This is a genomic window from Streptomyces sp. NPDC058279 (genome assembly GCF_042881255.1).
GTDB lineage: Bacteria > Actinomycetota > Actinomycetes > Streptomycetales > Streptomycetaceae > Streptomyces.
On record NZ_JBHVYA010000003.1, the window covers coordinates 340,733 to 364,469 of the forward strand.

24 protein-coding genes are annotated in these 23,737 nt (G+C 73.5%); 12 read left to right on the forward strand and 12 right to left on the reverse strand.

Features of this window, described 5'->3' with window-relative positions:
• The first annotated feature begins 4 nt into the window (after positions 1-4).
• From ACFVXJ_RS09075 to ACFVXJ_RS09100, 6 genes are all read left to right on the forward strand, one after another.
• The gene (locus ACFVXJ_RS09075) at positions 5-403 is read left to right on the forward strand and encodes a DUF202 domain-containing protein (RefSeq protein ID WP_361314120.1); all 399 of its coding nucleotides are present in this window, start codon (positions 5-7) and stop codon (positions 401-403) included.
• A gap of 5 nt (positions 404-408) precedes the next feature.
• Positions 409-738: a DUF202 domain-containing protein gene (locus ACFVXJ_RS09080; protein WP_389660770.1), complete on the forward strand. Its 330-nt coding sequence runs from the start codon at positions 409-411 to the stop codon at positions 736-738.
• Positions 739-821: 83 nt separating this feature from the next.
• Positions 822-1,118 (forward strand): hypothetical protein, encoded by a 297-nt coding sequence (locus ACFVXJ_RS09085; RefSeq protein WP_389660772.1) that lies wholly within the window; start codon positions 822-824, stop codon positions 1,116-1,118.
• A gap of 94 nt (positions 1,119-1,212) precedes the next feature.
• The gene (locus ACFVXJ_RS09090; RefSeq protein WP_389660774.1) at positions 1,213-2,124 is read left to right on the forward strand and encodes an MBL fold metallo-hydrolase; all 912 of its coding nucleotides are present in this window, start codon (positions 1,213-1,215) and stop codon (positions 2,122-2,124) included.
• 145 nt (positions 2,125-2,269) lie between these two features.
• Complete coding sequence (locus tag ACFVXJ_RS09095) at positions 2,270-3,313, forward strand: phosphotransferase family protein (protein WP_389660776.1); 1,044 nt, start codon at positions 2,270-2,272, stop codon at positions 3,311-3,313.
• A 9-nt stretch (positions 3,314-3,322) separates the two neighbouring features.
• A complete protein-coding gene (locus tag ACFVXJ_RS09100; RefSeq protein WP_389660778.1) occupies positions 3,323-4,561 on the forward strand; it encodes an acyl-CoA dehydrogenase family protein in 1,239 nt (412 codons plus the stop codon).
• 85 nt (positions 4,562-4,646) lie between these two features.
• Here the strand turns inward: ACFVXJ_RS09100 and ACFVXJ_RS09105 are convergent, their stop codons facing one another.
• The 3 genes from ACFVXJ_RS09105 to ACFVXJ_RS09115 form a co-directional block, all read right to left on the reverse strand.
• The gene (locus ACFVXJ_RS09105; protein WP_361314104.1) at positions 4,647-5,258 is read right to left on the reverse strand and encodes a TetR/AcrR family transcriptional regulator; all 612 of its coding nucleotides are present in this window, start codon (positions 5,256-5,258) and stop codon (positions 4,647-4,649) included.
• A gap of 62 nt (positions 5,259-5,320) precedes the next feature.
• Positions 5,321-7,048 (reverse strand): class I adenylate-forming enzyme family protein, encoded by a 1,728-nt coding sequence (locus tag ACFVXJ_RS09110; RefSeq protein WP_389660780.1) that lies wholly within the window; start codon positions 7,046-7,048, stop codon positions 5,321-5,323.
• Entirely contained in the window at positions 7,045-7,809 is a 765-nt protein-coding gene (locus tag ACFVXJ_RS09115) for an SDR family oxidoreductase (RefSeq protein WP_389660782.1), read from the reverse strand. Before ACFVXJ_RS09115 ends, ACFVXJ_RS09110 begins: the two co-directional genes overlap by 4 nt.
• A 97-nt stretch (positions 7,810-7,906) precedes the next feature.
• Here ACFVXJ_RS09115 and ACFVXJ_RS09120 point away from each other — a divergent pair, with 97 nt between their 5' ends.
• The 4 genes from ACFVXJ_RS09120 to ACFVXJ_RS09135 all read left to right on the forward strand — a co-directional run bounded on the left by ACFVXJ_RS09120 (position 7,907) and on the right by ACFVXJ_RS09135 (position 12,203).
• Positions 7,907-9,169, forward strand: coding sequence for an exo-beta-N-acetylmuramidase NamZ domain-containing protein (locus ACFVXJ_RS09120; protein WP_389660784.1), 1,263 nt, complete (start codon positions 7,907-7,909; stop codon positions 9,167-9,169).
• Positions 9,170-9,268: 99 nt separating this feature from the next.
• Positions 9,269-10,609, forward strand: coding sequence for a serine-threonine protein kinase (locus ACFVXJ_RS09125; protein WP_389660786.1), 1,341 nt, complete (start codon positions 9,269-9,271; stop codon positions 10,607-10,609).
• A gap of 153 nt (positions 10,610-10,762) precedes the next feature.
• A complete protein-coding gene (locus ACFVXJ_RS09130) occupies positions 10,763-11,353 on the forward strand; it encodes a hypothetical protein (RefSeq protein WP_389660788.1) in 591 nt (196 codons plus the stop codon).
• A 25-nt stretch (positions 11,354-11,378) separates the two neighbouring features.
• Complete coding sequence (locus ACFVXJ_RS09135) at positions 11,379-12,203, forward strand: 3-keto-5-aminohexanoate cleavage protein (protein WP_389660790.1); 825 nt, start codon at positions 11,379-11,381, stop codon at positions 12,201-12,203.
• Here the strand turns inward: ACFVXJ_RS09135 and soxR are convergent.
• On the reverse strand, positions 12,178-12,627 hold the full coding sequence (gene soxR / locus ACFVXJ_RS09140) for a redox-sensitive transcriptional activator SoxR (protein WP_389660792.1): 450 nt from the start codon (positions 12,625-12,627) through the stop codon (positions 12,178-12,180). The genes ACFVXJ_RS09135 and soxR overlap by 26 nt on opposite strands.
• Positions 12,628-12,747: 120 nt before the next feature.
• On the opposite strand from soxR, the gene ACFVXJ_RS09145 reads away from it, so the two are divergent.
• The gene (locus ACFVXJ_RS09145) at positions 12,748-13,209 is read left to right on the forward strand and encodes a MaoC family dehydratase (protein ID WP_361314085.1); all 462 of its coding nucleotides are present in this window, start codon (positions 12,748-12,750) and stop codon (positions 13,207-13,209) included.
• Between the two features lie 27 nt (positions 13,210-13,236).
• Here the strand turns inward: ACFVXJ_RS09145 and ACFVXJ_RS09150 are convergent, their stop codons facing one another.
• The 3 genes from ACFVXJ_RS09150 to ACFVXJ_RS09160 all read right to left on the reverse strand — a co-directional run bounded on the left by ACFVXJ_RS09150 (position 13,237) and on the right by ACFVXJ_RS09160 (position 15,496).
• Positions 13,237-13,863 (reverse strand): TetR/AcrR family transcriptional regulator, encoded by a 627-nt coding sequence (locus ACFVXJ_RS09150; RefSeq protein ID WP_389660794.1) that lies wholly within the window; start codon positions 13,861-13,863, stop codon positions 13,237-13,239.
• 60 nt (positions 13,864-13,923) lie between these two features.
• The gene (locus ACFVXJ_RS09155) at positions 13,924-14,241 is read right to left on the reverse strand and encodes a YiaA/YiaB family inner membrane protein (protein ID WP_389660796.1); all 318 of its coding nucleotides are present in this window, start codon (positions 14,239-14,241) and stop codon (positions 13,924-13,926) included.
• 103 nt (positions 14,242-14,344) lie between these two features.
• Positions 14,345-15,496 (reverse strand): acyl-CoA dehydrogenase family protein, encoded by a 1,152-nt coding sequence (locus ACFVXJ_RS09160; protein WP_389660798.1) that lies wholly within the window; start codon positions 15,494-15,496, stop codon positions 14,345-14,347.
• A 75-nt stretch (positions 15,497-15,571) separates the two neighbouring features.
• Here ACFVXJ_RS09160 and ACFVXJ_RS09165 point away from each other — a divergent pair, with 75 nt between their 5' ends.
• Positions 15,572-16,213 carry a TetR/AcrR family transcriptional regulator gene (locus tag ACFVXJ_RS09165; RefSeq protein WP_361314073.1) on the forward strand — a complete coding sequence of 214 codons (642 nt, stop codon included), beginning with the start codon at positions 15,572-15,574 and terminating at the stop codon, positions 16,211-16,213.
• Between the two features lie 58 nt (positions 16,214-16,271).
• Here ACFVXJ_RS09165 and ACFVXJ_RS09170 read toward each other — a convergent pair whose 3' ends face one another.
• From ACFVXJ_RS09170 to ACFVXJ_RS09190, 5 genes are all read right to left on the reverse strand, one after another.
• Entirely contained in the window at positions 16,272-17,351 is a 1,080-nt protein-coding gene (locus tag ACFVXJ_RS09170; RefSeq protein ID WP_389660800.1) for a Zn-dependent alcohol dehydrogenase, read from the reverse strand.
• A gap of 130 nt (positions 17,352-17,481) precedes the next feature.
• Positions 17,482-18,894 carry an aldehyde dehydrogenase family protein gene (locus tag ACFVXJ_RS09175; protein WP_389660802.1) on the reverse strand — a complete coding sequence of 471 codons (1,413 nt, stop codon included), beginning with the start codon at positions 18,892-18,894 and terminating at the stop codon, positions 17,482-17,484.
• A 98-nt stretch (positions 18,895-18,992) separates the two neighbouring features.
• On the reverse strand, positions 18,993-20,510 hold the full coding sequence (locus ACFVXJ_RS09180) for a CitMHS family transporter (RefSeq protein ID WP_389660804.1): 1,518 nt from the start codon (positions 20,508-20,510) through the stop codon (positions 18,993-18,995).
• Positions 20,511-20,583: 73 nt separating this feature from the next.
• Entirely contained in the window at positions 20,584-22,911 is a 2,328-nt protein-coding gene (locus ACFVXJ_RS09185) for a molybdopterin-dependent oxidoreductase (protein WP_389660806.1), read from the reverse strand.
• Positions 22,912-23,089: 178 nt separating this feature from the next.
• Entirely contained in the window at positions 23,090-23,710 is a 621-nt protein-coding gene (locus ACFVXJ_RS09190) for a TetR family transcriptional regulator (protein ID WP_389661006.1), read from the reverse strand.
• Positions 23,711-23,737 lie beyond the last annotated feature (27 nt).

Below are 23,737 nucleotides of genomic sequence, written 5' to 3' on the forward strand. Positions count from 1 at the left end.
CCGGGTGATCGACTTGGTCAAGGACGTGCGCCTCTGGTTCGCCCCCCAGCGGTTGAAGGACGAGGGCGAGACCCCGGACTACCGGTTCTCGCTGGCCAACGAGCGGACGTTCCTGGCCTGGATCCGGACCGCGCTGGCACTGGTGGGCGCCGGGTTCGCGGTGGACCAGTTCCTGCCGGACCTGCGGTGGGGGGTGCGGGTCGGGATGGCGTTCGCGTTGCTGGCGGTGGGGGCGGCCTGTGCGCTGCGGGCGGTTAACCACTGGATGCGGTGCGAGCGGGCGATGCGGCGGGGCGTGGACCTGCCGGTGTCCCGGTTCCCGCTGGTGATGGGCCTGGGGGTGGGGCTGGTCGCGGGGGCGATGGTGGTGGTCGTGCTGCTGGGCCTGACGAACGGGCGGTGAGGGCGGTGCCGGGACCGGGGCCGGGGCCGGACGAGGGACGGGACGCGGGGCTCCAGCCGGAACGGACCCGGCTGGCGTGGCGGCGTACGACGCTGGCCTGTTCGGTGGCGGCGGTCCTGGCGCTGCGCCGGGCGCTGCGCGGATCGGGTGCGCCCCTGGAGGTGGCCGGGGCGGCCGTGATCGTGCTGGTGTGGCTGGCGTTCCTGGCGGTGGCGCACCGGCGGATCCGGGAGTTGGAGGCGCGCCGTCCGCCGGTGCTGGCGCCGCGGGTGGCGTGGGGTGCGGTGCTGTGCGTGGTGGCGCTGGCGGCGTTCGCCGCGTCGGTGATCACCTGATCGGACGGTCCGATGATCCGCCTTCTCCGCGCCATCGGGGACGTACCGGACATTTAGTGATGGTCCGCACTAACGTCGGGGCCATGACGACCCTCCACCAGGAACACCCCCTGCACGAGCACGCGCACGGCCCCGACTGCGGCCACCCCCGCGTGCTCCACGGCGACCACGTCGACTACGCGCACGACGGCCATCTGCACCGGGAGCACTCGGGACACTGGGACGAGTGCGAGACCCAGGGGCACACGGCGCACGAGGACCACGGACACGAGCACGGCCCCGCGTGCGGACACGAGAGCGTGCCCCACGGCGACCACGTCGACTACCTGCACGACGGGCACCGGCACGCCGAGCACGAGGGCCACTACGACGACCACTGACCCGGCCGTCGGCAGGTAGCCCCCGCCCTCCCCCGGCGCCGCGACGGCCGGCAGGATGCTGATCTCCTGTCAAGCGACCCCGGGGGAAGCACGCATGACCATCGATGAGCCGTACCTCGTCCAGCCTGCGCCCGGCGTCTACGCTTACGTGCAGCCGGACGGCGGCTGGTGCCTCAACAACGCCGGGTTCGTCACCGGCGGCGGCCGGACGCTGCTCATCGACACCGCCGCCACCGAGCGCCGGGCGCTGGCCCTGCGGGACGCGGTCCTGGCGGCCGGCGTACCGCTGCCGCGGACCGTGGTCAACACCCACCACCACGGCGACCACACCTACGGCAACGGCGTGTTCACCCCCGAGGCGCTGGTCCTGGGGCACGACAACGCGCGCTCCGAGCAGCTCGCGGCCGGGCACCAACTGGAGCTGATCTGGCCGGCGACCGATTTCGGCGCCATAGAGATCACCGCCCCCTCCCTCACCTACAGCGACCGGATGACCCTGCACGTCGGTGAGACCGAGGTCCGGGTCATCCACCCGGGCGTCGCCCACACCACCGGGGACTCGGTCGTCTGGCTGCCCCGACAGCGGGTGGTCTTCACGGGGGACCTGGTCTTCGCCGAGGGCACCCCGTTCCTCGCGATGGGGTCGCTGGCGGGGTCGCTGCGGGCGCTGGAGCTGCTGCGCTCGCTCGGCGCGGAGACCGTCGTACCGGGCCACGGGCCGCTGACCGACGCGTCGGCGTACGACGCCACCGAGCGGTACCTGCGCTTCGTCGCGGAACTCGCCCGGGAGGGCCGGGCGCGGGGGCTGACCCCGCTGGAGGTGGCGCGCGGGGCGGAGCTGGGCGAGTTCGCGGCCTGGCGGGAGAGCGAGCGGTTGGTGGCGAACCTGCACCGGGCGTACGCGGAGCTGGCCGGGGAGCCCGAGGGCGCGCCGTTGGACATCCTGGCCGTGCTGAAGGACATGACCGTGATGAACGGCGGGACGCCGATACTCTGCCACGCCTGAAGCGGCCTGGCGCGCGGGCCGCGGGAGTGTCCGGGGCCCGCGCCGCGCCATTTCCCGAGCCGGGGCACTGGACGGCATACCGACTGGTCGGCATGATGGCTCTCGTCCGTCCCACCGTCGTCCACTCCGCACGGAGGTGCGCCCCATGACCTCAGCACCCGCCCCGCCCCCGGCCGGCCCACGGGGCCTCGACCTGGGCCGGCTGCGCGGCCACCTCGACGCCGCGCGGCCCGGACTCGTGGCCGGGGAGCTGAGCGGCCGACTGATCGAGGGCGGCCGGTCGAACCTCACGTACGTGATCACCGACGGGTCCGCCCGCTGGGTCGTACGGCGCCCGCCGCTCGGCCACGTCCTGGCCACCGCGCACGACATGCGGCGCGAACACCGGGTGATCCGGGCCCTGCACGGGACGGCCGTGCCGGTGCCCGAACCGGTGCTGTTGTGCGAGGACGAGGCGGTGCTCGGGGCGCCCTTCTACGTCATGGAGTACGTGGACGGGGTCCCCTACCGGACGGCCGACCAGCTCGCCGCCCTGGGACCCGAGCGCACCCGCCGGGCCGTCCTCGGCCTGGTGGACACGCTCGTCGACCTGCACGCGGTGGACCCGGAGGCGGTCGGGCTGGGCGACTTCGGCCGCCCCGAGGGCTTCCTCGACCGGCAGCTGCGCCGCTGGGGCAAGCAGCTCGCGGCCTCCCGGGGCCGGGACCTCGCCGGGATCGACGAACTGCACGGCGCGCTCGGTCGGGCCCTGCCCGACTCCCCGGCCCCCACCGTGGTGCACGGCGACTTCCGGCTCGACAACGTGCTGATCGGCGGCCCGGACGACACCATCCGGGCGGTGCTGGACTGGGAGATGTCCACGCTCGGCGACCCGTTGACCGACCTCGGGCTGCTCGCCATGTACAGCGCCGACCTCGGGCTGACCGACTCCCCCGTCAGCACGACGAGCGGCGCGCCCGGCCACCCCTCGGCCGCCGAGCTGATCGAGCGCTACGCCGCCCGCTCGGGCCGGGACACCGGGGCGATCTCCTGGTACACGGCGTTCGCGTGGTTCAAGCTCGCGGTGATCCTGGAGGGCATCCACTACCGCTTCACGCTCGGCCAGACGGTCGGCGCGGGCTTCGACCGGATCGGCGAACTCGTCCCGGTCTTCATCGAACACGGCCTGAACACCCTCCAGGAAGGCTGAGGCACCCGCATGGACTTCGCATTCGACGCCCGTACCGAGGAACTCCGCGCACGGCTCTCCACGTTCATGGAGGAGTACGTCTACCCGGCGGAACCCGTCGCCGCCGAGCAGCGCGCACGGCTGGCCTCGCCCTGGGACACCCCGGCCGTGTTCGGTGAACTGAAGGCCGAGGCACGCCGTCAGGGCCTGTGGAACCTCTTCTTCGTGGACCAGCACGGCACGCCCGGCGTGCGGTACGGCGCCGGACTGACCAACCTCCAGTACGCCCCGCTGGCGGAGATCACCGGTCGCAGCCCGCACCTGGCGCCGATGGCGACCAACTGCGCCGCCCCCGACACCGGCAACATGGAGCTGCTCGCGCAGTTCGCGAGCGAGGAGCAGCGGAAGCAGTGGCTGGAGCCGCTGCTGGCCGGGGAGATCCGGTCGGCCTTCGCGATGACCGAGCCCGAGGTGGCCTCCTCGGACGCGACCAACGTGGAGACCCGCATCGAGCGTTCCGCCGGCGGAGACGAGTACGTCGTCACCGGCCGCAAGTGGTACATCTCGGGTGCCATGAACCCGGACTGCAAGGTCTTCATCGTCATGGGCAAGACCGACCCGGACGGCGCCGACCCGCGCCGCCAGCAGTCGATGATCCTGGTGCCGCGGGACACGCCGGGCGTGCGGGTCCGGCGCGCGATGCGGGTGTACGGGTACGAGGACCACGACCACGGTGGTCACGCCGAGGTCGTCTTCGACGGGGCCCGGGTCCCGGCGGCGAACCTGATCGGCGAGGAGGGGTCCGGCTTCGCGATCGCCCAGGCGCGGCTCGGGCCGGGCCGGATCCACCACTGCATGCGGCTGATCGGCATGGCGGAGCGGGCGATCGAGCTGATGTGCCGGCGCGCGATCGGCCGGACCGCCTTCGGCAAGGAGCTGGCCGCGCAGGGCGTCGTGCAGAACTGGATCGCGGACGCCCGGGTCACCGTCGAGCAACTGCGCCTGCTGGTCCTCAAGACGGCCTGGCTGATGGACACGGTCGGCAATCGGGGGGCGCACACCGAGATCCAGGCCATAAAGATCGCGACACCGCGCGCGGTGGTGCGCATCCTGGACGACGCGGTGCAGTTGCACGGCGCGGGCGGGGTGAGCCAGGACTTCCCGCTGGCCGAACTGTGGGCGGCGGCGCGCACCCTGCGGTTGGCGGACGGCCCGGACGAGGTGCACCAGCGCTCGCTGGCGCACCGGGAGCTGAAGCGGTACCGCTGAGCGCGGTACCGCCGGACTTCCGCGGGCTCGTACGGACTCCTGCCGGCCCGTACGGGCCCCTGCGGGCTCGTACGGGCCCCCCGGGTCAGGGACGCAGGGCGCGCAGCAGCAGGTCGGCCAGGTGATCGGCGACCTGCTGCGGCGTGAGCGGGCCGTCGGCGCGGTACCAGGTGGACAGGTGGTGCACGGACCCGAAGTGGTAGTCCACCACCAGGTCGGCGGGCGTGGCGTCGGAGAACACCCCCGCGCGCTGGCCCTCTTCGACGAGCGCGCGGAAGCGCTCGTGGTAGCGCCGGCGCTCGGCCCGCACCTGCTTGAACTTCTCCGGACTGAGCTGGTGCATGGACCGGAAGAAGATCGCCGCGTCGTCCAGGTTCTCGATGGTGGTGACGACCACGTCGGCCGCCGCGGCGCGCAGCCGTTCCTCGACCGGCGCGTCGGAGTCGGCCACGACGTCGAGACGCTGCTGCTGGAGCCGCAGCATGCGCGCGTACACCTCGTGCAGCAGGTCGTCCTTGGAACCGAAGTAGTGGTAGAGCGCGCCCTTGGTGACCCCGGCCGCCTCGACGATCTCCTGGACGGAGGTGCGGTCGTAGCCGCGTTCGGCGAACAGCCGGGTGGCGACGGCCAGCAGCCGTTGCGGCACCGGGGTCTCCCGGGCGGCGCCCTCCGGCTCCGTGGTGGTTCTGGCGGCCATGGCGCTCGCCTTCCTCTCTGTTCCCTCGCCCGTCGGGGCGTGGTGCGACCGTCCGACTGTTTTCAGCCGCGTTCGCGCAGTTCCCGTCGCAGGATCTTGCCACTGGTCGTCTTCGGAAGGACAGGCAGGATCTCCACTTGGCGCGGGTACTTGTACGCGGCGATGCGTTCGGCGCAGTACGCGGACAGTTCCTCCGGCTCGACCGAGGTGCCGGGCCGCAGGCTGACGTACGCCTTGACGCTCTCCCCGCGGTAGGGGTCGGGGACGCCGACCACGGCCGCCTCGCGTACGGCGGGGTGGGTGTAGAGCACGTCCTCCACCTCCCGCGGCCACACCTTGAAGCCGGACGCGTTGATCATGTCCTTCTTGCGGTCGACGACGTAGAGCCAGCCGTCACGGTCCATGAAGCCGACGTCCCCGGTGCGCAGTTCGCCGTCGGGGAACGCCTTCGCGGTGTCGTCGGGCAGGTTCCAGTAGCCGGGTACGACCTGGGGGCCGCGGACCGCTATCTCGCCGGTCTCGCCGAAGGGGACCTCGGCCCCCTGCTCGTCGAGGATGCGCACGACCGTGTCGGCGCCCGGGACGCCGACCGACAGGGTGCCGGAGACGGGGTCGACCGGGGCTTCCAGGTGGGGTGGCACGGAGGCGCAGGGGGCGGTGCACTCGGTGAGCCCGTAGCCGTTGCGCAGGTAGAAGCCGAAGTCGGCGCGCAGGCGTTCGACGAGGGCGGGCGGGAGCGGCGCGCCGCCGGAGGAGAGCACCCGGAAGGAGGCGAAGTGGTCCGGGGTGGCGGCGGGGTGGGCGGCGAGGGCCATGAAGGCGGTGGCCGGCCCGACGGTGTAGGCGGGGCGGTGTTCGAGGAAGGCGTCGAGGACGACGCCGGCGTCGAAGCGGTGGGTCAGGACGAGGGTGCCCGCGTTGACGACGCAGGCGGCCAGTTCGCAGACGATGCCGGTGATGTGGAAGAGCGGGGCGAGCGCGAAGTAGCCGGCGCCTTCGGGGACGGGATGGCCGGTGACCTGGCGGACGGCGTTGTGGCTGAGGGCGCCGTGCGGGTTCATGGCGCCCTTGGGCCGGCCGGAGGTGCCGGAGGTGTAGCTGACGAGGGCCGTGTCGGCTGCGGTGAGGTCGGGGTCGGGCGGGGCCGGGTGGCCCCGGCGGGCGACCGTGGTGAGGTCTGCGACGTGCTCTTCCCGGCCGGCGCCGGCCGGGGCGGGCGCGTGCGGGTGGCCTTGGCGCGGGATCGTGGGGAGGGCGGTCGCCCCGGGCCGCCGGCCGGGCGTGAGGACCCGTACGTCGTCCCGGGTCTGGAAGTCGGTGTCCTGCGCGGTGAGGGTGGTGTGTACGGCGCTCCCCCGGGCGGCTTCGCGCAGGTACGCCGGCCAGGCGCGGGCGTCGCAGATCAGCGCGCCGGCCCCGGAGTCGCGCAGGATGTGCCCGACCTCCCCCGCCTTGTACATGGGGTTGAGCGGTACGACGATCGCCCCGGCCTTCCAGGCGGCCAGTACGGCGAGCACGAAGTGCGGGGTGTTCTGGAGCATGACCGCGACCCGGTCGCCGCGGCGGATGCCGCGCGCGGCCAGGTGTCCGGCGACGGAGTCGGAGAGCGCGTCGGTCTCGGCGTAGCCGAGCCGGCCGTCGAAGTAGGCGAGCGCGGGGCGGCCGGGGGCGCGGGCGACGGCCGCGCGGAAGGCGTGCAGCACGCTGGGCGGGGGTGTGACGGGGGCCCGTTGGGCGGCGGTGAGGCGGCCCAGCCAGGGCCGGTCGGCGTAGCGGGGGCGCGCGGTCACCGGGCCTCCCACTTCTGCTGGAGGTGGTTCATGCCGGCCAGCCAGCGGTCGGGGTCGGTGGCGCGGGCCGCGTGGAAGTCGGCCACCTCCGGGTGCGGGAGGATCAAGAACCGGCCTTTCTCCATGCCGTCGAACAGGGCGTCCGCGACCGCTTCCGGCTCGATCGCGGTCGGCGCCAGGACGAGCTCGCCCGCCGATCCCGCGGCGGTCAGCATGTCCGTGCGCACGCCCTGCGGGCAGATCGCGTGGACCCGGACGCCGCGGTGGCGGTAGGTCAGCGAGAGCCATTCGGCGAAGGCGAGGGCGCCGTGCTTGGTGACACTGTACGGGGCCGCCCCGATCATGGTCAGCAGTCCGGCGGCGGAGACGGTGGAGACGAAGCGCCCGCTGCCGCGCTCCAGCCACTGCGGCAGCAGGGCGCGGGCCGCGCGGACGTGGGCCATGACGTTGACGTCCCAGGCGGCCTCCCAGACGCCTTCGTCGACGAAGGCGTCGCCGCCCGAGGCGAGCCCGGCGTTGGCGCAGTAGACGTCGACGGTGCCGCCGAGAGCCTCGCGGGCCCGCTCCACGACGGCCGAGGCGTCGCCGGGGACCGCGATCGCACGGGCGCCGATCCCCTCGGCCACGGCGGCGGCCTTCGCCGGGTCGAGGTCGTTGACCACGACGGTGGCCCCCTCGGCGGCGAAACGCCGGGCGAGGGCCGCCCCGATGCCGCCGCCCGCGCCGGTGACGACGACTCGCTGGTCCTGGTACGCGCTCACGGGGATGCCTTTCGCCGCTGCCGGGGTATCGCTGATCCCGGCAGACTAACCAGTCGGTATGTCGGATCGGAAGGGGGCCTCGGCGTACCTTTCGCGGATGACGCTGTCACGACGCGGGGTGCTGGGACTGGCGGGCGCGGTGGGAACGGCGGGGGCCACGGGCGCGGCAGGGGCCATGGGCACAGCGGGGAGCGCGGTCGCCGCGCCGGGGCGGGTGCGTACCGGGTTCGAGCGGCTCGCGGCCGACGGGTACCGGGCGCTCGCGGGGCAGCGGATCGGGGTCGTCACCAACCCGACGGGTCTCACCTCGGACGCCCGCCACCTCGTGGACGTCCTGCACGCCGACGAGCGGGTCGACCTGGTCGCCGTGTTCGGGCCGGAGCACGGCTTCCGCGGGACGGCGCAGGCGGGTGGTTCCGAGGGCTCCACACGGGACCCCGCCACCGGACTGCCCGTGTACGACACGTACGACAAGAGCGGTCAGGCGCTCGCGGACGTGTTCACGGCGGCCGGGATCGACACGGTCGTCTTCGACGTCCAAGACGTGGGCGCGCGGTTCTACACCTACATCTGGACCCTGTACGACTGCATGCGCGCCGCCGCGCTCGCCGGCAAGGCGGTGGTGGTGCTGGACCGGCCCAATCCGATCGGCGGCCTTCGGGCGTCCGGGCCCGTGCTGCGACGGCCGTACGCGAGCGGCGTGGGCCGCGAGCCCATCGCGCTGGCGCACGGCATGACGGTCGCCGAACTGGCGCTGCTGTTCCGGGGGGAGTTCCCGACCGGCCGCTCCCTCGCGCTGAGCACCGTGCCGATGTCGGGCTGGCGCCGGGGCTCCTTCTTCGGGGAGACGGGGTTGCCGTGGGTGCCGCCGAGCCCCAACATGCCGACCCCGGACACCGCCCTCGTCTACCCGGGCACCTGCCTCTTCGAGGGCACCAACCTGTCCGAGGGGCGGGGCACGACGACCCCGTTCGAGGTGCTGGGCGCGGAGGGCGTCGACCGCCGGTGGGCGCGGGCGGCGAACGCGCTGGGCCTGCCCGGGGTGTGGTTCCGGGAGGCGTGGTTCACGCCGGTCTTCTCCAAGCACGCCGGGAAGGTGTGCGGCGGGGTCCGGCTGCTCGTGCACGACCGCGCCGCCTTCGATCCGGTACGGGCGGGGATCGGACTGCTGGTCACCGCGCGGCGGACGTGGAGCGGGTTCGCCTGGCGGCCGGACCACTGGATCGATCGGCTCACCGGTTCCGACCGGGTGCGGACGATGGTGGACGCGGGAGCCGGGGTGGAGGAGATCGCCGGCGACTGGGCGGCGGGGCTGGCCCGGTTCGCCGCGGTCCGGGAGGGGTACCTCCTGTACCGGTGAGGCAGAGCGGGGTCGGGTTCGGGGTCCGGCGCGGGATCGGTCGGGCGGCCCCGGCCGCGGGATGCCGATCGGCGGTGACCGGACCCGGAGGGGGGCGTCATGTCGGGTGGAGCGGCGTGGGGAACGGGCGTCGGGGTGGCTCCGTACGCGGAGCTGGTCTTCGACGCGGACGGCGACCCGGCCCCGGGGACCGGGACCGCACTCGACGGGATGGACGCCACCGACCTGCTGGTCTTCGCGCACGGCTGGAACAGCGAACCGACCACCTCCACGCTGCTCTACGACCGGTTCTTCGCACCGTTCCCGGGCCTGGTGGGCCCGGAGGTACGGCTGGGGTACGCGGGGGTCCTCTGGCCCTCGATCCGCTTCGCGGACGAGCCGATACCGGACTTCGACCCGCGCGGCCTCGCGGGGGCGCTCGCCGAGCCGGGTTTCGGGCCGGCGCTGGACCCCGGGACCAGGCGGGCCCTCGGGCAGTTCTGGCCGGGACGGCAGACGGAACTCGACCGGATCGCGGAACTGCTGGAGGAGCGGCCGGCGTCGGAGGCCGCGTTCGTCGAGTTCGGCGCGCTGGTACGGGAGTTGGCCGGGGTGGCCGCGGTGCCCACGGCCGGCGGCGAGGACGTGCCGGCGATGTTCACCGAGGACGTCCTGGAGGTCTGCCGCCGCTTCACCGAGGCGCTGGTCGAGGCGGTCGGGGCGGCGGACGGCGCCGGGGGCACGGGCGAGCCGGGCGGGGGTGAGCCGGGCGGGGCGGAGCTGTCCCTGGGCGGCGGGTTGCGGGCCTTGTGGGGTGGCGCCAAGGAAGTGCTGCGCCAGGCCACGTACTACGAGATGAAGAAGCGGGCCGGGGTGATCGGCGAGCGGGGGCTGGGACCGGTACTGGCCCGGCTGGCCGCCCACCGGCCGACCCTGCGTGTCCATCTGATCGGGCACAGTTTCGGCGGCCGGGTGGTGTCCTTCTGCCTGCGGGCGGTGCCCGGCAGCGCCCGGTACGTGAAGTCCCTGACCTTGCTGCAAGGGGCCTTCTCCCACTACGCCTTCACCGACCGCCTCCCCCACGACAAGAGCCGCGGCGGCGCCCTGCACGGCCTCCAGCGCATGGTGGACGGCCCGGTGGTCGCCTGCCACTCGCCCTACGACACCGCGCTCAAGGTGTTCTACCCGCTGGCCTCGCGGATGGCGGGCGATTCGGCCGGTGTCCTGGGCTTGGACGAACGGTGGGGCGCGGTCGGGCACGACGGCGTGCAGGCGGTGCCGGGCGCCCCCCGGTTGACCCTGGCCGCCGCCCTGCGCGACGGGCTGCCGACATCCGGGTGCGTCAGCGTGGACGCGGGCGCCGTGGTCCGCAGGGGCGGGGCACCGACGGGGGCGCACAGCGACATCTGCCACGAGGAACTGGCCCGGATCGTGGTGACGGCGGGGCGCATGGGGCGCTGACTTCCGGCCATGTGCCACCCGCACGCCTCGACCGCCCCGCATGCGCCCGCATCCCTCCGGGCATGTTGGGCACGTCGGGACGTAGGACGACGTTCACCTCGTACGGCGTCTCGACGTCGGTGTGGGCGTGGGCGCGGCGGAGGTGAGGGTGTCATGGCGGGATTCCGGAGTCTGGCCTACCAGGTGCGTGATGGGCGCAACGACCGTGCGTTGCGGCGCCATTCGCTGCGCCGCTGTCTGGAGCGGTTCGCCCCGTACGGGCACCGCGCGACGTGGTGGCACCTGTGCGATCGGCACGGGATCGCCCCCGAGGACCGGGCGGCCGATCCGGGACGGCTGGTCGCGGCACTGGAGGAGTTGGAGGAGGCGCGGGCGGTCTGGCTGGAGTACGAGCGCCAGTTCGCGGAGCGCAGAAGGCGCGAGAAGCACGACGGGCTGCGCCGGCCGGAGTGGGCGTGGGGCGGCAGCGGGGACGCGGTGGTGCGGTGCGCGGACCCGGGGGTGCGGCCGGACGGGACGTTGGGCGAGGTGTTGCGGCGGCTGGTGAAGGCGCTGGAGTCGGAGCCGGGGACGTCGTGCCCGGTCTGCGGGGAGCAGGAGTTGCACTGGTCCTCGGTGGGGTCCGGGCACGGGCCGTGGGCCGGGGCGTGGGCGTGGGACGGTCCGGTGTGCGGGGGCTGCGGGATCGTGGTGCCCAGACCGGCGTTGGCGGACGCGCCGGCGTATCCGGCGTCGGCGGCGTGAGCGGTGGGGCGGCCGGGGGCCGAGGGTGCGGAGGGGCCGGGGGGGTGCGGGTGGGGTCTCGCGGGGTGCGGACGGGCCGCGGATCCAGGTCGCGCTGAACGGCGCGCGGGGCGGGGGCGACGGGACGGCCGTGCCGATGTCCCCGCGGGCGCTGGCGGAGTCGGCGTTGGGGGCGGTCGCCGCGGGGGCCCGGGAGGTACTGGTCCATCCGCGGACGCCGTGCGGGCGCGAGAGCCTGTCGCCCCGGGTGGTGGGGCCGGTGCTGGAGGCGTTGCGGGGCGCGGGGGTCCGCGTACCGCTGGGCGTGCCGGTGAGCGTGGTGACCGAGTCCGATCCGATGGGGCGGCTGGAGCGGGTGCGGTCGTGGACGGTGCTGCCGGAGCGGGCGGTGGTGCGTTGGGGCGAGCCGGGGGCGCGGGAGTTGGCATCGGCGCTGCCGGCGCGCGGGGTGGCGGTGGACGCGGTGGTCCGGCTGGGCGGTCCGGAAGCGTCGGGCGGGGCCGGGCGGGAGGCGGCTCGGGCGGGCGCGGAGACGTGGGCCGGCGCGGCGGCTTGGGCGGCGGGCCAGGCCGGGCGGGTTCGGCTGGTGGGTGAGGCGGCGGGGGCGGATCCGGCGCTGGAGGCGGCGCTGCGGTGGCCGCCGGCCGTGCCGTGGACGCTGTTCGGGCGGGACGCGGCCGCGTGGCCGGTGCTGCGGCGGGCCGCGCGGTACGGGGCGGGTGCGCGCATCGGCGTAGGGGATGTGCTGCTGCTGCCGGACGGGCGGCCGGCCCGCTCGAACGCCGAGCTGGTGGCGGCCGCCGTCCGCGAGTGGGGGCGCGCCGCTACAGCGACAGCCGGGAGCCGGTGAGGCGTTCGCCGAAGACGTCGTCCGGGTTGGACAGCGCGCAGGTCGTCAGCGACAGACAGCCACAGCCGATGCAGTCGGAGAGGTTCTCGCGCAGCCGGGTCAGTTGCTTGATCCGCTCGTCGAGTTCGGTGCGCCATGCCTCGGAGAGGGCCGCCCAGTCCTCGCGGGTGGGCGTACGTTCCTCGGGGAGTCGGGTCAGTGCCTCGCGGATGCTCGCGAGCGGGATGCCGACCCGCTGTGCGGCGCGGACGAAGGCCACCCGGCGCAGCGCGTCGCGGGTGTAGCGGCGTTGGTTGCCGGAGGTGCGGCGACTGCTGATCAGGCCCTTGGCCTCGTAGAAGTGGAGCGCGGAGACGGCGGCGCCGCTGCGCGCGGACAGCTGGCCGACCGTGAGTTCGTGGACTTTTCCGGGAATCTGCGGCACCCGCCCGAGCGTAGTCGGCGTGGCCGGCCAACGGGGCCGGAGGGCGTTGACAGGGGCGGGCGCCCCCAGCATGCTGAGCAAGCGCTTATTAGCTTGATCAGCGAGAGGCAGGGGCAGGGCATGGCCGAACCGAGGATCTTCACGTCCGCCGAGGAGCTGCGCGCCGGTATCGGCGAGCGGCTGGGCCCGAGCGGGTGGCTGGAGGTGGACCAGAAGCGCATCGACCTCTTCGCCGACGCCACGGGTGACCATCAGTGGATTCACGTGGACCCCGAGCGGGCGGCGGCCGGGCCCTTCGGTTCGACCATCGCGCACGGCTACCTCACGCTGTCGCTGCTGCCGAGCCTGGTGCCGCAGATCATGCGGGTCGAGGGCATGCGGATGGGCATCAACTACGGGACCGACAAGGTGCGTTTCCCGGCCCCCGTGCCGGTCGGGTCGCGGCTGCGCGCGACCGCCGTGGTCACCGATGTCCGGGAGGCGGGCGGCGGGGTGCAGGTCACCGCGACCGTGACGGTCGAGCGCGAGGGCGGCGAGAAGCCGGTGTGCGTGGCCGAGTCGGTGTCCCGGTACTACTTCTGAGGCCGCCGGGACGCGCGGGACCGGCGGTCAGGGTTTCGCCGCCACCATGCGCAGCACGAGGTCGGCGTAGAGCGCGCCGACCTCGTCGGGCGTGCGCCGGCCGGCGACGTTGAACCAGCGGGCCACGTCGATGCACAGGGAGAGCACGGCGAGGGTGGTGCCCGGGACGTCGGGGACGTCGAACTCCCCGGACCGGACGCCGTCGGCGAGGATGCGTCGGACGGCGGCGTCGCTCTGCCGGCGCAGTGCCACGATTTCGGAGCGGTGCTCCGGAGCGAGAGCATCGAGCTCGTACTGGACCACCCGCGCCGTGGTGTGGTGCGCGGCATGCCACAGCACGAAGGACCGCACGGCCTCGTCGAGGCGCTCGGCCGCGGTCCCGGGGCGGTCCGCGGCCGTCTCCAGGATCTCCAGCGCCTTGTCGTGGCCGATCCGGCTGATCCGGTGGAGCAGCTCTTCCTTCGTCTTGTAGTGGATGTAGAGCGCGGCCGGGCTCATCCCGGCGCGGGCGGCGATGTCCCGCGTGGTGGTCGCGTGGTAGCCGCGCGCCGCGAAGGTCTCGACGGCGGCGACCAGGAGTCGCCGGGCGGCGTCGGGGGTGACCTCCGACCACGGCTGGTAGCCGCCGGTCTCGGCCGCGCCGGCACTGTCCATCGCTCGCTCACCCTCTTCGGCTTGTAGGAACCAACACCTTACCGGAGGGTGAGCAAGCGCTTAGGGCTGAGCGGCGGGGCGCTCGGGAATCTGCCTCGGGGCGAAGGGATCGTACTCCGCCATGATCTTCTCCATTCGGGCCTGGTCGACCCGGCTGACGATCTGGGTGACCTCCTGGCGGTCACGGACGACCTTGGCCAGGGTGAAGGCGGAGGTGGTGAGGTAGAGGACCGCGATGCCGAGGAAGGCGCGGACCCAGCCGTCGGCGTCCATGTTGTAGATGCCCAGCCCGACAGCGGCGAGGGCGATGCCGAAGGAGGCGACGGCCTGGCCGTAGTACGCCCCCGTGTTCTGCTGCTTGACCGGTGTCTCGTTCATGGGTCCAGCGTCGCGGCGGGGCGCCCTGCGGCGCATCCGCGCGCGTACTCACGTACGTACTCAGGCCGGCGGCCCCGGCGCCCGCACCGCCTCCGACGACCCGTCAGAAGGCGGAAACCCCGGTGCGGGCGCGACCGATGAGGAGCTTCTGGATCTGGCTGGTCCCCTCGTACAGGGTCATGACGCGGGCGTCGCGCAGCAGCTTCCCGGCCGGGTACTCGTCGATGTAGCCGTAGCCGCCGTGCACCTGGAGCGCGTTGCCCGCGGCGCGCACGGCGGCCTCGGAGGCGAAGAGCTTGGCCGTGGACGCCTCGGTGGCGAAGGGCTGACCCCGGTCGATCAGGTCGGCGACCCGCCAGGTCAGCAGTCGGGCCGCGTCGACGTCGACGGATATGTCCGCGATGAGTTCCTGCACCAACTGGTGCCGGGCGATCGGCTTGCCGAACTGCTCGCGCTGTCCGGCGTACGCGACGGCGGCGTCGAGCGCCGCCTGGGCGATGCCGACGCAACCGGCCGCGACCGACATCCGCCCCTTGGCCAGGGCCGACATGGCGACGGAGAAGCCCTTGCCCTCGGGGCCGAGCATCGTGGTGGCGGGTACGCGGACGCCGTCGAGGGCGAGTTCGGCGGTGGCCTGGCCGCGCAGACCGAGCTTGCCGTGGATCTCGCGGCGGGTCAGGCCCGGGCTGTCGGTCGGGACGAGGAAGGCGGAGACGCCGCGATGGCCCGGCTCGTCGTTGGTGCGGGCGAAGAGGAGCACCACGTCGGCCCAGGTGCCGTTGGTGATGAACATCTTGCTGCCGCTGAGGACGTACGTGTCCCCCGCGCGCGCGGCGCGGGTGGTGAGGTTGCCCGCGTCGGAGCCGGTGCCCGGTTCGGTCAGGCCGAAGCAGCCGAGCGCCTCGCCGGAGCACAGGCGGGGCAGCCAGGCCCGCTTCTGCTCCTCGGTGCCCCAGGCGGCGATGGTCTTGGCGACGAGGCCGAGGGAGACCGAGACGATGCCGCGGACGGCGGAGTCGCCCCGGCCGAGTTCCTCGGTGACCAGGGCGTAGGCGAGGTGGTCGCCGCCGGAGCCGCCGTATTCCTCCGGGACGGTCAGGCCGAGGAATCCGAGGTCGCCGAGCTTCTTCACGATGGACCGGTCGACGCTTTCGGCGCGGTCCCAGTCGGCGGCGTACGGGGCGATCTCGCGCTCGGTGAACTCGCGGGCGAGCCGGCGTACGGCGGTCTGCTCCTCGCTGAGCTCCAGATTCACGGGGGCCTCCGCGGGCGGGCGTGGGGTTGAATTAGCAGCGCTAGTTTAACGGGGTCAGGCCCTACTATGTGGCGCATGGCCAGACCGCGCAAGCCCCTCCTGAGCAGAGACCGCATCGTCGAGGCGGCGGGCGCGCTGGTGGACGCGGAGGGGCTGGAGGCGGTGTCGACGCGGCGGCTGGCGGCCGCGCTCGGGGTCAGCGGCCCCTCGCTCTACAACCACTTCCGGACGAAGGACGAGATCCTGGAGGCGGTGGCGGACTCGGTGAGCGGTCGGGTCGACTTGTCGATGTTCGACGGGGACCGCGGCTGGCGGGAGGCCCTGCACGACTGGGCGCACTCCTACCGGGCCGCCTTGGCCGACCATCCGAACATCGTGCCGGTGCTGGCGCGCGGACCCGGCCGTCGGCCGGCGGGGCTGCGGGTGGCGGACGCCGTCTTCGGCGCCATGACGGCGGCGGGATGGCCACCGGCCCAGGCGACGCGGATCGGCGCCCTGATGCGGTACTTCATCCTGGGCTCGGCGGTCGCGTCCTTCGCGCGGGGTTTCGTGGACGACCGGACGGCGTACGACCCCGGCGACTACCCGCACCTGGGGCAGGCCCACCTGCTGGCGGAGCGGCAGCGGGAGGTGGACGAGGGCGCGTTCGAGACGGGCCTGTCGGCCCTGCTGGACGGCCTGGCCCTCCAGTACGAGGCGCTGCCGCGGCCGTCGTGACGACGGCCGCCGGCAGGGCCGTCCCGGTGGGGGCGGCCGGGTTCCCCGAGGGCGCGCGTCAGAAGACGATCAGGGAACGGCCGCCCTTGCCGGCCAGCATGTCCTCGAAGGCGCCCGGGATGCCGTCGAGGGCGATGCGGTCGGTGACGAGGGCCCCGAGGTCGAGGCGGCCGGCCCTGACGTGGTCGGCGATCACCGGGAGGTCGCGGGCCGGGTCGCTGTTGCCGTAGACGCAGCCGGTGAGGGTGCGGGCGAAGTGGAAGATCTCCAGTGCGTGGAAGGTGACCTGCTGCTCCTTGCCGCCGATGCCGACGACGGTGGTGCGGCCGCCGCGACGCGTGGACTCCCACGCGCCCCGGATGGTGTCCGCCCGGCCGACGCACTCGATGGCGACGTCCGCTCCCCGACCGGCTGTGAGGGCGCGGATCTGCTTGGCGGTGGTGTCGGACGCGAGGACGAACTCGGTGGCTCCGGCCGCCCTGGCGAGTTCCTCCTTGGCCGGGGAGACGTCGACGGCGACGATCGGGCCCGCCTGCGCGATCCGCGCGGCCTGGAGGGCGGCCAGTCCGACGCCGCCGACGCCGAAGACGACCACCGACTCGCCGGGGCGGACCTGGGCGCTGTGGTGGACGGCGCCGTAACCGGTCAGCACCGCGCAGCCGAGCAGGGCGGCCTCGGTGAGCGGGATCCCGGCGGGCGCGGGCAGCACGCAGTTCGCCGCGACGACCGTCTCATCGGCGAAGGCTGCGACGTTGAGCCCGGGGTGCAGTTCGGTTCCGTCGGCGTCGTGGGCGTAGACGGCGCCGACTCCGGTGAGGGCGTTGGCGCAGAGCCATACCTCGCCGATCAGGCAGTGGTGGCACGCGCCACAGGACGGGGCCCAGTTGAGCACCACCCCGTCCCCCGGGGCGACGTGCGTGACGCCCTCGCCGACGGCCAGTACCGTTCCGGCGCCCTCGTGGCCGAGCACCGCGGGGACGGGGACCCGCATGGTGCCGTTGGTGAGGGAGAGGTCGGAGTGGCAGACACCGGCCGCGGCGAGCCGCACCCGGACCTGGCCCGGACCGGGTTCGGGCAGCACGATGTCCCGGATCTCCAGCGGAGCTCCGACGGCGGGCAGGATGGCGGCGCGGACCATGGTCGTTTCCGTCTCTCGGGGCGGGGCGGGGGCGGGCGTTGTGACGGCGGGGCGTTGTGACCGCGGGCTGCGGCGGGACTGCCGCGAGGCGCGGCGGGCTTGCGGGGGCCGCGGCGTGGCGCGGCCGGTCTCAGAACTGCAGGGACTTGGTCTGGAGGTACTCGGCCAGGCCGTGCGGACCCAGTTCACGGCCGACGCCCGACTGCTTGTAGCCGCCGAAGGGCGCGAGCACGTTGAAGCGGCCGCCGTTGATGTCCACCTGGCCGGTGTCCATACGGCGGGCGAAGGCGACCGCGGTCTCCTCGTCCGCGGCCCAGACGGCGCCGCTGAGCCCGTACACGGTGCCGTTGGCGATGCGCAGGGCGTCCTCCTCGTCCTCGTAGCGCAGGATCGACAGCACCGGGCCGAAGATCTCCTCCTGGGCGATGGTCATCTCGGGCGTGACATCGGCGAACACGGTCGGGGCGACGAAGTAACCCTGCTCGTGGGGCGCCTCGGGGCCGCCCGCGACCAGGCGCGCGCCTTCCTCGACACCCTTGACGATGTACGCGCGGACGCGATCGCGCTGCTTGGCGTTGACGACCGGGCCGACGCGGGTGCCCGGCTGGGTGGGGTCGCCCGTGGGGTACTTGGCGACGGCGGCGGCCGCGAGGGTGACGGCCTCGTCGTACTGGTCGCGGTGGACGAGCATGCGGGTGAGCGCGTTGCAGCTCTGACCGGAGTTGCGCATGACGTCGGCCACGCCCGTGGAGACGGCCTTGGCGAGGTCGGCTCCGGGCAGGATGACGTTGGCCGACTTTCCGCCCAGTTCGAGGGCGACCCGCTTGATCGCGGCGCCGGCGGTGGCGCCGATCTGCCGGCCCACGGCGGTCGAGCCGGTGAAGGAGACGAGGTCGACTCCCTCATGCCCGGCCAGCGCCTGTCCGGCGACCGACCCGGTACCGGTCACCAGGTTGAAGACTCCGGCCGGGACGCCCGCCTCGTGCACGGCTTCGGCGAAGAGCTGTGCGGTCAGCGGGGTGTCCTCCGCCGGCTTGAGGACGAGGGTGCAGCCGGCGGCGAGAGCGGGTGCCACCTTGGCAACGATCTGGTGCAGCGGGTAGTTCCAGGGTGTGATGGCCCCGACCACACCGACCGGTTCGAGCAGCACCGTGGAGTTGCCGAGGCGCTCCTCGAAGGAGTAGCCGGCGGCGAGTTCGGCGTAGGAGGTGGCGACCCCGATCGGCGCGCCGACGTGGACGGCTTCCGCGAAACCGAGCGTGGTACCGAGCTCGGCGGTGATCGTCTCCGCGATCTCGCTCTTGCGCGCGACCAGTACGTCGCGCAGGGCGCCGATCAGGGCGGCCCGCTCGGCCGGGGGCCTCGCCGCCCAACCGGGCAGCGCCGCGCGGGCCGCCCGTACCGCGGCGTCCACGTCGTCGGCGGTGCCGGCCGGGACCCCTCCGATGACCTGCTCGTCGGTGGGGTTGACGACCTCGATCCGGTCGCGTCCCGCGGCGGGCCGCCATGCGCCGCCGATGTACATCCCGTCGTGGGCCTTCATGGCTTTCCTCCCGAGCACGCGCGAGCGTGTAGACGCCGACCTCGCGGACAGCCTACAAATTAGCAACGGTAGTTTTACCGCGCCAGGGTGGGCCGGGCTCAGATGATGCCGAAAAGCATCCCTGCGGCGAGGACCACCAGGGAGGTCAGTGCCGCCCATTTCACGGTGAAGCGGGTGTGGTCGCCGAATTCGACCTTGGCCATGCCCACGAGTACGTAGACGGCCGGAACCAGTGGGCTGGACATGTGCAGGGCCTGACCGACGAGGGAGGCGCGCGCGATCTCCAGCGGCGCGACGCCGTGGGCGGCGCCGGCTTCGGCCAGTACCGGCAGGACGCCGAAGTAGAAGCCGTCGTTCGACATGAAGTAGGTCAGGGGCAGGCTCAGAACTCCGGTGACGAGCGCCATGTGGGGGCCCATGCCGTCGGGGATGGCGCCGACCAGCCAGTCGGCCATGTGCTTGACCATGCCGGTGCCGGTCAGGACGCCTGTGAAGACCGCGGCCGCGAAGACCATTCCGGCGACATTGAGGACGTTGTCGGCGTGGGCGGCGACACGGGCCTTCTGGTCGGGCATGTGCGGGAAGTTGACAGTGAGGGCGAGGGCCGCGCCGAGCAGGAACAGCACCGGGATCGGGAGCAACTCCATGATCATCGCGGCGAGCAGGGCGACGGTCAGGGCGGCGTTGAACCAGTAGAGGCGGGGCCGGAGGGTCGGCCTGTTCGGGTCGAGACCCTGCATGCCGTCGGCGTCCCCTTCCCCGGCGGACGGGGCCGCGGCCGGTCCGGACGTCGAGGCGGACGTCGACATGGGGGACGAGGTGGGGGACGACGCGGGAGACGCCGTTTCGGGGGACGCGCCTTCGCCGGTGCCGGTGCCGACCGCGACCGTGAGGGCCGGGGCCGCCGCGGGCTCCGCAACGAGCGCGGCGGTGCGCACGTCCGCGTGCGCCTCTTCGGGTGCGCCCTCGTGCGCGCCGCCGCCGGCGCCGGGAAGCGTGAGGGTGCCGACACGGCGGCGTTCCCGCACGCCCAGCACGTAGGCGAGGACGAACACGCACACCAGCCCCATGGCGAGGGCCGGGATCATCGGCACGAAGATGTCCCCGGCGTCGAGCTTGAGGGCGGTGGCCGCGCGGGCGGTGGGGCCGCCCCAGGGCAGGGTGTTCATGACGCCGTTGGCGGTCGCCGCGACGCCGGTCATCACCACCAGGCTCAGTCCGAGCCGCTTGTAGAGCGGATACATGGCCGAGACCGTGATCATGAAGGTGGTCGAGCCGTCACCGTCGAGCGAGACGACGGCGGCGAGCACCGCGGTGCCGACGACGACACGCATCGGGTCGGCCTTGCAGAACCGCAGGATGCCCCGCACGACCGGGTCGAAGAGGCCGACGTCGATCATCACGCCGAAATAGACGATGGCGAACATCAGCATGGCCGCGGTCGGCGCGAGTTTGCCCACGCCGTCGATGACGTAGTCGCCGAGGTGAGCGCCCTTCCCGGCGAAGACGCAGAAGAGCGCGGGGACGAGGACCAGGGCCGCGATGGGCGACATTTTCTTCATCATGATCAGGACGAGGAACGTCCCGATCATGACGAAGCCGAGGAGAGTCAGCATGCAGGGAACGTAGGCGCCGCCTCCTTGCGCCAACAAGACGTGCGCGTGTGAGCAATACGAGCAAAACCCCAGCTCAGGGCAGGGGTGACAGCTCGACGGGGAACCCGTTGAGGACCGCGGTGCCGGACAGCGGGTCCAGGCGGGTGCCGTCGAGCAGTTGGTTCACGTTGACTCCGGGGTCGGTGGCGGCCACCGACAGCCGGGAGCCCGCACGGTCGTGCCCCCAGCCGTGCGGGAGGCTGACGACTCCGGTGCGAATGGAATCGGTGACCTCGACCGGAACGTCCAGGGCGCCGCCGTCGGCGGTGATCCGGGCCCTGCCGCCGTCGGTGAGGCCGAGGCGGTCCGCGTCGTAGGGGTGGACCTGGAGGGTACAGCGGTTGGAACCTCCGACCAGGGCCGGGACGTTGTGCAACCAGCTGTTGTTGGACCGCAGATGGCGGCGGCCCACGAGCACCAGGGCGGCGGGGCGTTCGGCGAGCGCCGCGTGGAGCCTCGGCAGCTCGGCCGCGATCGGGTCCGGCAGCAGCTCGATCCTGCCGCTGCGGGTCCTCAGCACGCCCGGAAGCCGGGGGCGCAGCGGGCCCAGGTCGATGCCGTGCGGGTACGCGAGTACCCGCTCCAGGCTGAGGCCGACTACCGGTGCACCCCCGGTGCCGCGTGCGGGCGCGCTCGTACCCTCCCGCGGATCGGCGTCGGCGCGCGGATCGCCGTCCGCGCCCGGGTCGGCTGCGCCCGGGTCGGCTGCGAACATGTCTCCGTACGGCCCGAGTCGGAGCATCAGATCGAGCCTTCTCTCCGGGCCGGTTTCGCCGGTGAGTAGGCCGGTCAGGCGCGCCGGGTCCGCTCCGCGCAGCGGCGAGTCGGGGTCGCCGGTCTCCTTGGCGAGGGTGGTCTGGATGGCCAGTTCGTCGACGGCTGACGGCTCGGCGCTGCCGTGCATGCCGGAGACGGCGAGGACGAGACGGGCGTGGATTTCGCACTCGTCGAGCCGGCCCGCTTCGAGCGGCACGGCCGGTCGGGTGTAGCGCACCTGGTTGCGGATGGCGAAGCCGTTGAAGGCGAAGTCGTGGTGCGCGCTCTGGGCGGGCGGCGGCGGGGGCAGCACCACGTGGGCGTGGCGCGAGGTCTCGTTGAGGTAGGGGTCGACGCTGACCATGAAGTCGAGGCCGGCCAGGGCCTCATCGAGGCGGTGCCCGTCGGGGGCCGACAGCACCGGGTTGGCGGCGATGGCGATCACGGCCCGGATGCGCCCCTCCCCCGGTGTCTCGATCTCCTCGGCCAGCGCGGCCGTGGGCAGCTCGCTCTTGACCTCGGGGTGGCCACTGACCCGGCTGTGCCACCGGCCCGTGGCGAACCCTTTGCCCGGGCCCGCGGGGCGGGGCCGTGGGCCGGCCGCGGGAAGAGGGAAGAGGGCTCCGCCCGGGCGGTCGAGGTTGCCGGTGAGGATGTTGAGTACGTCGACCAGCCAACTGGCGAGGGTGCCGTATTCCACGGTGCAGCTCCCGATCCGCCCGTACACGGCGGCGGTGGGCGCCGCCGCGAGTTCGCGGGCGAGGGCGCGGATCTCGGCGGCGGGGAGGTCGCATGCGGGGGCGACCGCCTCAGGAGTGAAACTCGCGAGCGCGGCGCCGAGTTCCCCGAGGCCGTCGGTGTGTTCCGCGAGGACTCCTGGGGCCGTCAGCTTCTCGTCGAGCAGCGTCTGAGCGAGCGCGGCCAGGAGGAGGGCGTCGCTGCCGGGGCGTGGGGCGAGGTGCCGGTCGGCGAGCCGTGCGGTGCGCGTGCGGCGCGGGTCGACGACGACCAGTTTGCCCCCGCGTGCGCGCAGCGCCTTCAGCAGCCCGGGGAAGTCCGGAGCGGTGCAGAGCGAGCCGTTGGATTCGACGGGGTTGGCGCCGAGCAGCAGGAGGAAGTCGGTCCGGTCGAGGTCGGGCACCGGGATGGCGAAGGGGTCGCCGAAGAGCAGACCGCTGGAGACGTGTTTGGGCATCTGGTCCAGGGTGCTGGCGGTGAACAGGTTGCGGGTGCCGAGTGCCTTGAGGAGGAGCGGGGGGTAGAGGGCGCCCGCCATGGTGTGGACGTTGGGGTTGCCGAGGACCACACCGACGGATTGGGCCCCGTGTTCCCGGACCAGGGCGGGCACGGCGGCGGCGATGGCGTCGTACGCCTCTTCCCAGGTGGCTTCCCGGAGCTCTCCGTCGCGGCGGACGAGGGGGGTGCGCAGCCGGTCGGGGTCGGCGTCGAGGGCGCCGAAGGAGGCTCCCTTGGGGCAGATGAAGCCCCGACTGAACACGTCGTCGCGGTCGCCCCGGGCGCCGGTGACGGTGGCGCCCTCGATGGTGAGGGTGAGGCCGCAGGTGGCCTCGCAGAGGGGGCAGATGCGCAGGGCGGTGCGGGGCATGGACCCTCCTGGGGTCGGCAGGCCCGCGGCGGCGGGCCGACGGGGCACGAGCATACCGACCGGTAGGGAGGTTGGGGAGGGCTGCGCCCCGGTTCGGCTCCGGCCGCTTCCGGCCTGCCCCCGTGGACGCCGGCGGGATGCGAACGCCGACGGCGAGGCGGGCGGGCGGGCGGCGATGTCAGTCCAGCACCCTGGCCAGGTACGCCTGCATCATGGCGCGGGTTTCGGCGACGATGCCCGGGTCCCCGGCCGGGTCGGTCCGGAAGGCGAGCTGGAGGAGCGCGTCGGTGGCTTCGACGGCGATCAGCACCGCTCGTTCGAGGGCGGCGTCGGGCGCGAGCCCTAGGTGGCGCGAGAGCAGCTCGGTGAGCCGGGCGGCGACCAGGTGGTTCGGGTCGGCAGCGGGCCCTTCGGGGGGCGGCGCGGGCACGCCGAAGTCCACGAGGGCGAAGCCGGGAACGCTGCGTTTCATGGCCAGGTACTCGTCGAGCACCGCGTCCACGACGGGCCGCCAGTGGGTGCTCGGGAGCGCGGCGAGCCGCACCTGGATGCCCTCCGCGTACCGGTCGAGGTTGCGGTGCGCGAGGGCGATGGCCATGGCCCGCTTGTTCCCGAAGAAGCGGTAGACGGATCCGATGGGCACTCCGGCGCGCTGGGCGACGGCGCGGGTGCTGAGGTTCTCGTACCCGGTCTCGTCGAGCAGTTCGGCGCAGGCGTCGAGGATGCGGGCGAGGCGGTCGGCGCTGCGCTGTTGGATCGGGGTCCGGCGCATGGGCTGGGCGGGGGGCACGGGGTCCATCATGCCGCTCCTGGCGGGTGCCGGGGT

Coding starts and splice junctions, on each gene's coding strand:
- ACFVXJ_RS09180 (WP_389660804.1), bottom strand. CDS start 20,510: ATGCTGACTCTCCTCGGCTTCGTCATGATCGGGACGTTCCTCGTCCTG.
- ACFVXJ_RS09095 (WP_389660776.1), top strand. CDS start 2,270: ATGACCTCAGCACCCGCCCCGCCCCCGGCCGGCCCACGGGGCCTCGAC.
- ACFVXJ_RS09150 (WP_389660794.1), bottom strand. CDS start 13,863: ATGGACAGTGCCGGCGCGGCCGAGACCGGCGGCTACCAGCCGTGGTCG.
- ACFVXJ_RS09100 (WP_389660778.1), top strand. CDS start 3,323: ATGGACTTCGCATTCGACGCCCGTACCGAGGAACTCCGCGCACGGCTC.
- ACFVXJ_RS09175 (WP_389660802.1), bottom strand. CDS start 18,894: ATGAAGGCCCACGACGGGATGTACATCGGCGGCGCATGGCGGCCCGCC.
- ACFVXJ_RS09155 (WP_389660796.1), bottom strand. CDS start 14,241: ATGAACGAGACACCGGTCAAGCAGCAGAACACGGGGGCGTACTACGGC.
- ACFVXJ_RS09105 (WP_361314104.1), bottom strand. CDS start 5,258: ATGGCCGCCAGAACCACCACGGAGCCGGAGGGCGCCGCCCGGGAGACC.
- ACFVXJ_RS09125 (WP_389660786.1), top strand. CDS start 9,269: ATGTCGGGTGGAGCGGCGTGGGGAACGGGCGTCGGGGTGGCTCCGTAC.
- ACFVXJ_RS09185 (WP_389660806.1), bottom strand. CDS start 22,911: ATGCCCCGCACCGCCCTGCGCATCTGCCCCCTCTGCGAGGCCACCTGC.
- ACFVXJ_RS09090 (WP_389660774.1), top strand. CDS start 1,213: ATGACCATCGATGAGCCGTACCTCGTCCAGCCTGCGCCCGGCGTCTAC.
- ACFVXJ_RS09145 (WP_361314085.1), top strand. CDS start 12,748: ATGGCCGAACCGAGGATCTTCACGTCCGCCGAGGAGCTGCGCGCCGGT.
- ACFVXJ_RS09165 (WP_361314073.1), top strand. CDS start 15,572: ATGGCCAGACCGCGCAAGCCCCTCCTGAGCAGAGACCGCATCGTCGAG.
- ACFVXJ_RS09190 (WP_389661006.1), bottom strand. CDS start 23,710: ATGGACCCCGTGCCCCCCGCCCAGCCCATGCGCCGGACCCCGATCCAA.
- ACFVXJ_RS09130 (WP_389660788.1), top strand. CDS start 10,763: ATGGCGGGATTCCGGAGTCTGGCCTACCAGGTGCGTGATGGGCGCAAC.
- ACFVXJ_RS09120 (WP_389660784.1), top strand. CDS start 7,907: ATGACGCTGTCACGACGCGGGGTGCTGGGACTGGCGGGCGCGGTGGGA.
- ACFVXJ_RS09170 (WP_389660800.1), bottom strand. CDS start 17,351: ATGGTCCGCGCCGCCATCCTGCCCGCCGTCGGAGCTCCGCTGGAGATC.
- ACFVXJ_RS09085 (WP_389660772.1), top strand. CDS start 822: ATGACGACCCTCCACCAGGAACACCCCCTGCACGAGCACGCGCACGGC.